Annotated in this window: 10 protein-coding genes; 9 read left to right on the top strand and 1 reads right to left on the bottom strand. The window is 64.8% G+C overall.

All coding sequences use genetic code 11. From position 1 onward, the window contains the following. Positions 1-81: 81 nt before the first annotated feature. The 3 genes from ACEWQZ_RS04835 (at position 82) to tehB (ending at position 3238) form a co-directional block, all read left to right on the top strand. Positions 82-921 (top strand): NADP-dependent oxidoreductase, encoded by an 840-nt coding sequence (locus tag ACEWQZ_RS04835; protein ID WP_476481939.1) that lies wholly within the window; start codon positions 82-84, stop codon positions 919-921. Between the two features lie 48 nt (positions 922-969). Further along, complete coding sequence (locus ACEWQZ_RS04830; protein ID WP_476481932.1) at positions 970-2493, top strand: phospholipase D-like domain-containing protein; 1524 nt, start codon at positions 970-972, stop codon at positions 2491-2493. A gap of 148 nt (positions 2494-2641) precedes the next feature. Beyond that, a complete protein-coding gene (gene tehB / locus ACEWQZ_RS04825; RefSeq protein WP_476481931.1) occupies positions 2642-3238 on the top strand; it encodes a tellurite resistance methyltransferase TehB in 597 nt (198 codons plus the stop codon). A 7-nt stretch (positions 3239-3245) separates the two neighbouring features. Here the strand turns inward: tehB and ACEWQZ_RS04820 are convergent, their stop codons facing one another. After that, on the bottom strand, positions 3246-4229 hold the full coding sequence (locus ACEWQZ_RS04820; protein ID WP_476481930.1) for an LLM class flavin-dependent oxidoreductase: 984 nt from the start codon (positions 4227-4229) through the stop codon (positions 3246-3248). Positions 4230-4499: 270 nt separating this feature from the next. On the opposite strand from ACEWQZ_RS04820, the gene ACEWQZ_RS04815 reads away from it, so the two are divergent. The 6 genes from ACEWQZ_RS04815 to ACEWQZ_RS04790 are packed head-to-tail and all read left to right on the top strand — an operon-like array spanning position 4500 to position 9644. After that, the gene (locus ACEWQZ_RS04815; protein ID WP_476481929.1) at positions 4500-5282 is read left to right on the top strand and encodes a BPSS1780 family membrane protein; all 783 of its coding nucleotides are present in this window, start codon (positions 4500-4502) and stop codon (positions 5280-5282) included. Between the two features lie 11 nt (positions 5283-5293). Beyond that, positions 5294-6001: an RDD family protein gene (locus ACEWQZ_RS04810; RefSeq protein WP_476481928.1), complete on the top strand. Its 708-nt coding sequence runs from the start codon at positions 5294-5296 to the stop codon at positions 5999-6001. Next, on the top strand, positions 5968-6969 hold the full coding sequence (locus ACEWQZ_RS04805; protein ID WP_476481927.1) for a stage II sporulation protein M: 1002 nt from the start codon (positions 5968-5970) through the stop codon (positions 6967-6969). The genes ACEWQZ_RS04810 and ACEWQZ_RS04805 overlap by 34 nt, the downstream gene beginning before the upstream one ends. Next, on the top strand, positions 6959-7717 hold the full coding sequence (locus ACEWQZ_RS04800; RefSeq protein ID WP_476481926.1) for a hypothetical protein: 759 nt from the start codon (positions 6959-6961) through the stop codon (positions 7715-7717). Before ACEWQZ_RS04805 ends, ACEWQZ_RS04800 begins: the two co-directional genes overlap by 11 nt. Then, positions 7714-8490: a hypothetical protein gene (locus tag ACEWQZ_RS04795; RefSeq protein WP_476481925.1), complete on the top strand. Its 777-nt coding sequence runs from the start codon at positions 7714-7716 to the stop codon at positions 8488-8490. The genes ACEWQZ_RS04800 and ACEWQZ_RS04795 overlap by 4 nt, the downstream gene beginning before the upstream one ends. Beyond that, positions 8487-9644, top strand: a complete 1158-nt coding sequence (locus ACEWQZ_RS04790; protein WP_476481924.1) for a DUF4350 domain-containing protein — start codon at positions 8487-8489, stop codon at positions 9642-9644. Before ACEWQZ_RS04795 ends, ACEWQZ_RS04790 begins: the two co-directional genes overlap by 4 nt.

Below are 9644 nucleotides of genomic sequence, written 5' to 3'. Positions count from 1 at the left end.
ACCGGCGTCGGGTACGCTTCTCAAGGCGCGGGTCGGTGACAACTTCGTTGGAATCAGACATCTCTTCGCTCCGTAAGCGCCCTGAATGTTACAGATAAAACCGATCAGGTACTGTTGGGAGGGATGTTGACACACAGGGCCGTGGGCGAGGTCATCGAGTCGCGCAGCACCGCCTTTGCCGTTGGCGACCGGGTTCGCCACATGGCCGGCTGGCGCGATATTGCCCAGCTCCCCGAAGACCAGGTTGAAGCACTGCCCGATATCGATGTGCCGGAGCAGGCCCATCTGGGCGTGCTGGGCATGCCCGGCACCACCGCCTGGGTCGGGCTCAACATCATTGCCGAAATGCAGGAAGGCGATAATGTGCTGGTCAGCGCAGCCAGCGGTGCCGTCGGCTCCCTGGCGGTGCAGCTGGCCAAGGCCAGAGGCGGCACCGTCGTGGGCATTGCCGGCGATCAGAAAAAGCTCGACTGGCTTGAATCGATCGGCGTCAAGGCGGTCAGCTACAAGGGCAAGGACGCCCGGCAGCTCACTGAAGCGCTCAAGCAGGCCTGCCCGGACGGCTTTGATGTCTACTATGAAAACGTTGGCGGTGACTGCCTTGAAGCCGCGCTCAATAACCTGCGCGTAGGCGCCCGGATTGCGGTGTGCGGCCTGATTTCACGCTACAACGATGAGGGCCCCAGCGCCGGCCCCGGCAACCTGGCCATGCTGCTGATCCGGCGCGCGCGCATGGAGGGCTTTATCGTTTTCGACCACTGGCAGCATCACCACGACTTCGTGAAGGAGTTCGGCCCCAGGGTGGCTGCGGGCGAGATCGACTATCAGGAAACCGTGGCACAGGGCCTGGAACAGACACCGGACGCTTTCCTGAAGCTCTTCACCGGCGGCAACCACGGCAAGATGCTGGTCAAGCTGTAGCGGACCCCGCCCGAGATGCGCTTGAGCTGCATACGAAACGCGACTTTGATGCTGCTCCTGCTCAGCGCGCTGGCGCTGGGCGGCTGCACGACCCTGCCGTCGATCGACGGGCGCCCGTCGTCCGAGGCCTTGAGTGCTGAGCAAGCCCGAAACACTTCTCTGGGCCGGGCAATCGAGCCACAGCTGGCGCAAAACCCGGGCGTCAGCGGCCTGCGGCCCTTATCGGATCCGCGCGAGGCGTTTACAGCACGAATGGTGCTGGCAGGCAAGGCCGAGCGCAGCATCGACGCGCAGTACTACATCTGGCAGAACGACATCACCGGCACCATGCTCCTGGCCGAGCTCGAGCGCGCAGCTCGGCGCGGCGTACGTGTGCGGCTTCTGGTTGACGACAATGGTATTCATGGGCTTGACCAGACGCTCAAGGCACTTTCCGAGCAGCCCAATTTCCAGGTGCGCCTGTTCAATCCGTTTGCCTATCGCCGCTTCAAATGGGCCAATTGGGCCACTGATTTTTCGCGCCTCAACCATCGCATGCACAACAAGTCTTTCACGGTGGACAACCAGGCAACGATTATTGGTGGACGCAACATAGGTGACATCTACTTCGGGGCAACCAATGGCGTCGTATTCTCCGATCTCGACGTGATGGCAATCGGGCCGGTGGTGCCGGAAGTCTCCGACCAGTTCGACCGCTACTGGGCCAGCCAGCTGGCCTACCCGATTGACCGGATCGTGGGCGCATCAACGACAGGCGCCCTGGATCGCTTTCATGCCCGCCACGATGCACTGGAACAGGACCCGGCGGCCATGAGCTACCGCAAGGCCCTGGAGAACGATCGCACAACCTGGCGCTTGTCCGATGAAAAGGCGCCATTGACCTGGGCGCCCACGGAGCTGATCAGCGACCCACCGGCCAAAGCCCTCGGCCAGGCTTATGGTGTCGGCATGGTCGACTTCGTGTCCGACCGTATTATCAGCAGCGCTCGCTCCGTGGATCTGGTCTCGCCCTATTTCGTGCCCGGGGTGCAGGGCAGTAAACGCCTGATCGAGCTGGCGCGCCGCGGCGTGCCCGTGCGCATCCTTACGAACTCACTCGTTGCCGCCGATACGCTGCCCGTGCATGCCGGTTACGCCAGGCGACGCCGGCCACTGCTCGAAGCAGGGGTCGTGCTCTATGAGCTGCCACGCGGAGCGGAGCAGCCCCCCGACCGCGAGCTCACCGGGCTGTTCGGCAGCTCGAGCGCCAGCCTGCATGCCAAGACATTTGCCATCGACGGCGAGACGTTGTTCATCGGCTCGTTCAATCTCGACCCACGCTCGGCGAATCTGAACACGGAAATGGGTTTTCTGATCGACAGCCCGGCGCTCGCTCAAGCAATGCACCGGGCCTTCGACCGCGAGATACCCCGTCACGCCTACCGGGCCTATCTTGACGGCAATGACAATATTCGCTGGGTCCGCCCGCAGGGTGACGAGCTGCGCCGCTACAACACCGAACCCGATGCCGGCTGGATGCGACGCACCAGCTCACGCCTGCTTTCCTGGCTGCCGATTGAGTGGCTGCTGTAGCAAGACGGCGTTTGGCGGCCGGGAGCCGCTGATTCAATTCGAGCCACTGCGACCACGCTGAACGCCGCCCCGGCACTCCTGCTATCAAGCTTGCTTTCAAGCGACAATCAAACTTGCCACTTTCATACTGGAAGGATGCAACACGGAGATGATGGAAACGACACATGACGGCAACTACTTCTCGGAGCGTTACGGCCTGACCACTACCCACAGCGAGGTACTGGCAGCCAGCAAGCGGATCCCCCCGTGCAAAACGCTGGATCTGGGCTGCGGACGCGGGCGCAATACGCTGTATTTGAGCAGTCTGGGCTTTGACGTGACGGCGGTGGATGCCAACCTCGAGGCCATTCGCACCCTGGAACAGATTGTCGCCACCGAAGGCATCGACAATGTACAAACGTCTTTTTACGATATCAACGAAGCGTCCATCAAGGGTTCCTACGATTTCATCGTTTCAACCGTCGTACTCATGTTTCTGCAAGCCGATCGCGTTCCCGACGTGATTGCCGACATACAGGCATCGACTCATTCAGGCGGCTACAACCTGATTGTGTGCGCCATGGACACCGAGGCCTATCCCTGCGATCGCTTTTCGTTCAGATTAGCTGAAGGAGAGCTGAAGGACTATTACCGGGGTTGGGATTTTCTCAAGTACAACGAGAATGTCGGCGCGCTGCATCGCACCGACGCCGACGGCAACCCGCTGCAGTTTCAATTTGCCACCATGCTGGCAAGAAAACCCTGAGCCCGCCTTATTCGCCCTGCATGACCTGGGCAGCAATTTCCACGCTGCGTCGGCGGGCCGTGTGATCGAACATGCTGCTGTTGATGATCAGCTCGTCGGCTTCAGTCTCTTCGATGAACTTCTTCATCTGCCGGGCAACGGTTTGCGGAGAGCCAACCGCCGTGCAGCCGAGAACGTGATCGAGGAGGGCTCGCGCCGACTCGGGCAGCGATTCATGATAGCCCTCCTGAGGCGGCGGCAGCTGCCCCGGGTTACCCGAGCGCAGCCGAACGAAAGACTGCTGCCATGATGAAGCCAGATACCGCGCTTCTTCGTCGGTGTCGGCGGCAAACACGTTGTAGCCAAGCATGACATGCGGTTTATCGAGGTAGCGCGAGGGCCGGAACTGAGAGCGATAGACCGCCAGCGCATCGTGCAGCTGGGCAGGCGCAAAGTGCGAGGCGAATGAATACGGACGGCCCATCTGCGCGGCCAGCTGGGCGCCGAACAGGCTCGAGCCCAGAATCCAGATCTCGATTCGGTCGCATCCTTGTCCGGGCACGGCGGTAATCGCGGCCGTACCTTCGAAATAGCTGACCAGCTCGGCCACGTCCTGGGGAAAGGCGTGAGGATCAGTCTGCAGATCGCGCCGCAGCGCCCGCGAAGTGGCCGGATCAGTGCCTGGGGCCCGCCCCAGGCCCAGATCGATGCGGTCTGGATAAAGCGTATCGAGGGTGCCGAACTGCTCGGCCACCATCAACGGCGAGTGGTTGGGCAGCATGATGCCGCCAGCGCCCACGCGAATATGCTGCGTGGCTCCGGCAACATGACCGATGAGCACCGCCGTGGCTGCGCTGGCAATGCCCGCCATGCCATGATGCTCGGCCATCCAGTAGCGTCTGAAACCAAGGGTATCGGCAAGGCGCGCCAGGTCCACCGTGTTGGCAAACGACTCCGCCGCTGAACCACCTTCGTTGATGGGCGCCAGATCAAGAATGGAAAAGGGGATCATCGCATCCTCCGGGCAAGTGACTTCTCTACTACGTGGGGCCTTGGCCTCAATCTTTCACCGTTACGGGCAGCCCGCCCCTTGCGCACCTACAGTCGCCCATATCCCTCGTTGCGGCCTTCCTCATGCCAATGGAAATGTCGCCGGCGCGATACCTCCGCTTTTCCATGACCCCTTGTTGGCATGACCTCGATCTCATTTTGTTTTTGTGCCCGCCGTTCGATTCGGATAGGCTATGGCACTTGTGGGCCACGTGCGGCAGGGAGACGCCAGATGACGCAATCCAATCCTTTCGAGCCGCCGTCGGCGGCGATCGATCCCGTTGACCAGAATGGCGGGCCCGACGGCCTTCGCAGCGAACCACGGCGCGCGCCCGTTGGCAACGGCATTGCCTGGATCGGCGATGGCTGGCAGCTGTTCGCGCGCGACTGGGGCACCTGGATTGTCATGCTGCTGATCTTCGGCGGGCTGTTTCTGGTGATCGGCATGCTCCCGCTGGTCAGTATCGTTTCAGGACTGGTTTTCCCGATCTTCATCGGCGGCTGGATGCTGGCGGCCGACCGGGTTCACCGGGGCGAATCGGCGCGCCTGGAGGACCTGTTTGCGGGTTTCACGGGCGACCACCTCAAACCCATGCTGATCACGGGCCTGATCTACCTGGCCGCCAGTCTGGCCGTGATGGTGGTCAGCAGCATCATGGCCTTCGCGCTGATCGGCGGTTCGTTCTTGTCCGGTGCCGAGCCCGACCTGGGTGCCATGGTGCTCGGCATGGCGCTGTTCTTTCTGGTGATGATGGCGCTGATGCTGCCGCTGATGATGATGATCTGGTTTGCGCCGGCGCTCATCATGCTCAACGGCGTAGCCCCCACCGAGGCGCTGAAAATGAGCTTTACCGGCTGCCTGCGCAACATCCTGCCAATGCTCGTCTACGGCCTGCTGTGCATGATGCTGCTGATTGCAGGCGCAATACCGCTGTTTCTGGGCTGGCTGGTCGTCTATCCGCTTTTCCTCTGCTCGATCTACACGGCCTATCGCGATATCTATCTGGACGAGTAGCTCCTGCGCTCATGTCGGATCGCGCCGTTGACACCATCGACACCATCGTGCCGGTAGGCACGCCCGAGGGCATCAGCCTGAACCTGCGGCCGGCCGGGCCGGTGGCGCGCGCGGCCGCGTGGCTACTCGATACCCTGATTCGCTGGACCATCATCTTCGCTCTGGCACTCACCCTGGGCTGGCTGCAGATGCTGGGCATGACGCTGTTCATGCTGATGTGGTTTCTCATTACCTGGTGGTATCCGGTGCTGTTCGAGGTTCTGGCCGACGGCGCTACGCCGGGCAAGCGCGTGCTGAGCTTGAGGGTGCTGCACGACGACGGCACGCCCATCGGCTGGGGTGCGTCGATCGTGCGCAACCTGCTGCGCCAGATCGACTTCTTGCCGCTGGCCTACGGCGCCGGCCTGACGGCTATGATGTGCAACCGGCGCTTTCAACGCCTGGGCGATCTGGCGGCCGGCAGCCTGGTCGTTCACGTCGCCCGGCCGGCAGCAGACACCAGCGGGATCAGCCAGGGGCCGGCCCGCGCACCCGCCCTGGCCCTCGGGCCCGAGGAACAGCAGGTGCTGCTGTCGCTGGCCGAGCGCCTGCCCGGGCTCAACCCCGAGCGCGCCCGCGAGCTGGCCGCGCTGATGCAGCCGGTGACAGCCCGGCCGCCCGATGAATCACTGGAAACGCTCGAAGCATGGGCGCGCTGGATCCGGGGACAGAAGGCGTGAGACAGGCCGCCTTCATTGCCGCGCGTGAGGATCAATGGCAGGCATTTGCCGAATGCCTCGAAGCGATGCGCCGACGCAGGCGGGCCGCCAACGACATTGCCGACCTGCCCGCTCGCTACCGCCAGCTCTGCAGCGACCTGGCGCTGGCCCGCTCGCGCGGCTACAGCCTGGGCCTGATTCATCGCCTGGAAGATCTGGTCAGCCGTGGCCATGCCGTGCTTTATCGTTCACGCACGCCGCTGGCCAGCCGCGTCGTCCGCTTTCTGGCTTTCGATTTTCCCGCCCTGGTGCGCTCGGAGTGGCGCCTGAGCCTGATCAGCCTGTTGCTGCTGTTCGGGCCCATGCTGTGGCTGTTCTGGATGATCGGCACAACCCCCGAGTTCGTCTACCGGGTGCTCGATCCCGAAACCATCGACCAGATCGAATTCATGTACAGCCGAAGCGACTCGTTCCGCCGCGGTGCCGGGGAGGATCTGTTCATGTTCGGCTTCTACATCATGAACAACATCGGCGTGGCGCTGCGAACCTTTGCCGGCGGACTGGTCTTCGGTATCGGCAGCGCGGTGGTTCTGCTGTTCAACGGCACCCAGATCGGGGCCGTTGCCGCGCATCTGAGCTTCGAGGGCCATCACGAGAATTTCTGGACCTTCGTGATCGGCCACGGCCCGTTCGAGCTGCCGGCCATCGCGCTGGCCGGCGTGGCCGGGCTGCGCCTGGGCATGAGCCTGATCGCGCCAGGATCGCTGACCCGGATCGAATCCCTGCGGCAAAGCGCCCGAACAGCCGTGCTGCTGCTCTACGGCGTCATGGCCATGCTGCTGCTGGCCGCCGCCCTCGAGGCCTTCTGGTCGGCCAGCAGCGCAAGTGCGACCACCAAATATATCGTCGGCGCCGCCCTGTGGCTGGCCGTGGGCGGCTGGTTACTGCTGGCCGGTCGCCGGCGGTCGGGAGCAGTGGATGCTGACTGATCGCATTGCCCTGCGCCCCCGGCCCACACACGAGGCCATGGATCTGGGCCTGCGCCTGGTGCAGGCCCGCTGGCCAGCCATCGTGGCGGCCAGCACCTTGACCCAGCTGCCCGTCGCTGTCGTGGCCGCACTCGCCTGGCTGTGGTCGCCGCCGCTTGCGCTGCTGGTGCTGTGGTGGGCCAAGCCGTTGATCGATCGCGCGGTTCTGGCCCTGCTGGCAGCCGAGCTTGGCCGGCAGCCGCTTGACGCCCGCCAGGCCGCGCGGCACGGGCTTGCACTCGGGGTGAAGGCGCTGATGCTGCTGCTTTGGCGGCTGAGATTGCATCCCGCCCGCTCGATGGTGCTGGCCGTCAGCCAGCTCGAGGGCCTGACCGGCGCGGCCCGCCGTCGCCGCACGCGCGCGCTCGGCCGCGGCAGCCTCGGGCCCGCCACCGGGCTGACGCTCATGGCGCAGCTCTTCGAGGTCTGCATCCTGTTGAGCCTGCTGGCGCTCATTGCATGGCTGCTGCCCGATTCGGTCTTCGCCAACACGGCCTTCAACCCGGTCAGCGCGAGCGTGCTGCTGCCCGCCTCGATGTGGGCCTGGCTCGCCGGGCTTTATGCAATCACCATCATTCTCATCGAGCCCTTCTACCTGGGCGCCGGCTTCGGTCTTTATCTCAACCAGCGCTGTCGGCTGGAGTGCTGGGATCTGGAATTCACCCTGCGGCGCCTGGCCGCGCGCCACGCCGGACCACAGGCGGCATGAGTATCCGGCTTGCGGCCGTGCTGATGGCGCTCGCGCTGCCCTGGATGGCGCCAGTGGTAACCGCAGCAGCCACCGGAGACGAGTCTGCGCATCCCGTCAGCCCGCATGAGTGCGAGCGCTGGCAGGCGCATGTCGATCAACTGCGCGACTCCGACGACAAACTCGAACGCGAACTGGGCGAACTCCATGCGCGCCCCGAGCTGGCCTATTGTCAGGAAAAGTGGGTGCGAACCAGCCGCTTCGATTTCAACTTCGACTGGGAGCCGGGCGGCCTGCCGGATTTCAGCGGCCCGGCGTTGATCGTCAAATGGCTGGTCATCCTCGGCCTGGGTGCCCTCGGCCTGTGGCTAGTCCTGCGCCTGCGCAGGCTGCCGGCCTTCCGGCGCGAGCCAGCTGATGCCGTCGAAGAGCTGCCGCCACCGCGCTTTCTGGCCGAAGCCTTCGAGACCCCGCTGCCCGACGACATTCCTGCCGCGGCGAAGGAGGCCTGGCGCCAGGGCGACAAGCGCCTGGCTTTGAGCCTGCTCTACCGCGGCGCGCTGGAGCGCCTGCCGCACGGCGGGCAAATCGGCCAGAGCGCCACCGAAGGCGAGGTGCTCAAGCGGCTTGCAAAAGCACAGGTCGACGCGCAGATCATCGCCCACATGCGCCGGCTGATCGCCTGCTGGCTGCGCGCAGCCTGGGCACAGCACCCGCCCGACGACGCCGGCTTCAAGGCCCTGGAGAGTCAATGGCGCGCGCTGTTTGCCACGCCCCGACGGAGCGGCTCATGAGTTCGCGCGAGCGTTTACTGGTGGCGCTGAGCCTGGTCGTGGTGGTAGTCGCCGCATCACTGTGGTATTTCACCGGTGAGCGCGAGCGCCAGTGGGTCTGGCAGCCGGCCAGCGAGAAACTGCTGACCCGCCCGTTTTACATCGCCGGCCTCTGGCTGCAGCAGCAGGGCGCCGAAACCCGCGATATCAATACGCTTGCCGACATGCTCCACCGGCGCGGCGAACAGGCGGTGCTGATCACCCGTCAGGCGCTTGGCACGCACGACCGGGTCGATCGCCAGCAACTGCGCGAGTGGGTCGAATCGGGCGGCCACCTGGTGATCGGTGCCGCGCATTCGGTCTCGGCGCGCCGAGCCGATCCAGCGCTCAACCCCCACCGCATCAGTCGCTGCCAGTCGTGCCGGATCCACAGCGACGACAGCGCGGCGTCGAACTCGATGCCGGTGACCGCCCCCGATGGCAAGACCCTGGAGTTGTTCGCGCCGGCATTTCTGAGCTTCGACAACGACGGCGAAGGCAGCCAGGCGGCGAGTGAAATCATCACCACGTGGCGCAGCGACAGCGGCGAGCCCGCGCTGGCCGAGTATCGATTCGGCGCCGGCCGCGTCACCGTGCTGGCCGATATCGGCTGGCTGGAGAACCGGATGCTGGTTCATCCCGACCATGTTCGCCTGCTCGAAGCCGTGGTCGGCCCGCTCCGGGGGCCGGTCTATCTGCAGCACCGGCCGGCGCACAGCGGGCTGCTGCCCTGGCTGTGGCGCCAGGCACCGCTGCTGTGGCTGGGCGCCCTGGGGCTGCTGGCGCTGTGGGTCTGGCGCCAGCTGATCCGCCTCGGCCCGGTGCGCGGCGGCGACCGGCGCGCAGCGCTTCAGATGCGCAAGCACCTGAAGGCCACCGCGCGCTTCGACTGGCGCTACAACCGCGCCCGTCGTCTTCTCGCGGCCATGCGCGAGGAGCGGCGGCTGCCGCTTCTCAGGCGCTACCCCGACTGGCAGCAGCTGGGTGCCAGCGAGCGGGTTGAGCGGCTGGCCGCTCGCTGCCCGCGGCACGAGCCGGCCAGCCTGGCCTGGCTGATCAGCGCGCGCGAGCTGGGCACGCCCGACGAGCTGGTGCACTACGTGCGCCTGCACAACGACGTACTCGAGACCCTTTGA

The sequence above is a fragment of the Wenzhouxiangella sp. YN1 genome, from assembly GCF_056324145.1.
Note: the sequence above shows the minus strand (reverse complement) of the source record. Positions and strands in the feature narration are given on the sequence as shown.

Coding starts and splice junctions, on each gene's coding strand:
- ACEWQZ_RS04830 (WP_476481932.1), top strand. CDS start 970: ATGCTGCTCCTGCTCAGCGCGCTGGCGCTGGGCGGCTGCACGACCCTG.
- tehB (WP_476481931.1), top strand. CDS start 2,642: ATGATGGAAACGACACATGACGGCAACTACTTCTCGGAGCGTTACGGC.
- ACEWQZ_RS04820 (WP_476481930.1), bottom strand. CDS start 4,229: ATGATCCCCTTTTCCATTCTTGATCTGGCGCCCATCAACGAAGGTGGT.
- ACEWQZ_RS04815 (WP_476481929.1), top strand. CDS start 4,500: ATGACGCAATCCAATCCTTTCGAGCCGCCGTCGGCGGCGATCGATCCC.
- ACEWQZ_RS04810 (WP_476481928.1), top strand. CDS start 5,294: ATGTCGGATCGCGCCGTTGACACCATCGACACCATCGTGCCGGTAGGC.
- ACEWQZ_RS04805 (WP_476481927.1), top strand. CDS start 5,968: ATGGGCGCGCTGGATCCGGGGACAGAAGGCGTGAGACAGGCCGCCTTC.
- ACEWQZ_RS04800 (WP_476481926.1), top strand. CDS start 6,959: ATGCTGACTGATCGCATTGCCCTGCGCCCCCGGCCCACACACGAGGCC.
- ACEWQZ_RS04795 (WP_476481925.1), top strand. CDS start 7,714: ATGAGTATCCGGCTTGCGGCCGTGCTGATGGCGCTCGCGCTGCCCTGG.
- ACEWQZ_RS04790 (WP_476481924.1), top strand. CDS start 8,487: ATGAGTTCGCGCGAGCGTTTACTGGTGGCGCTGAGCCTGGTCGTGGTG.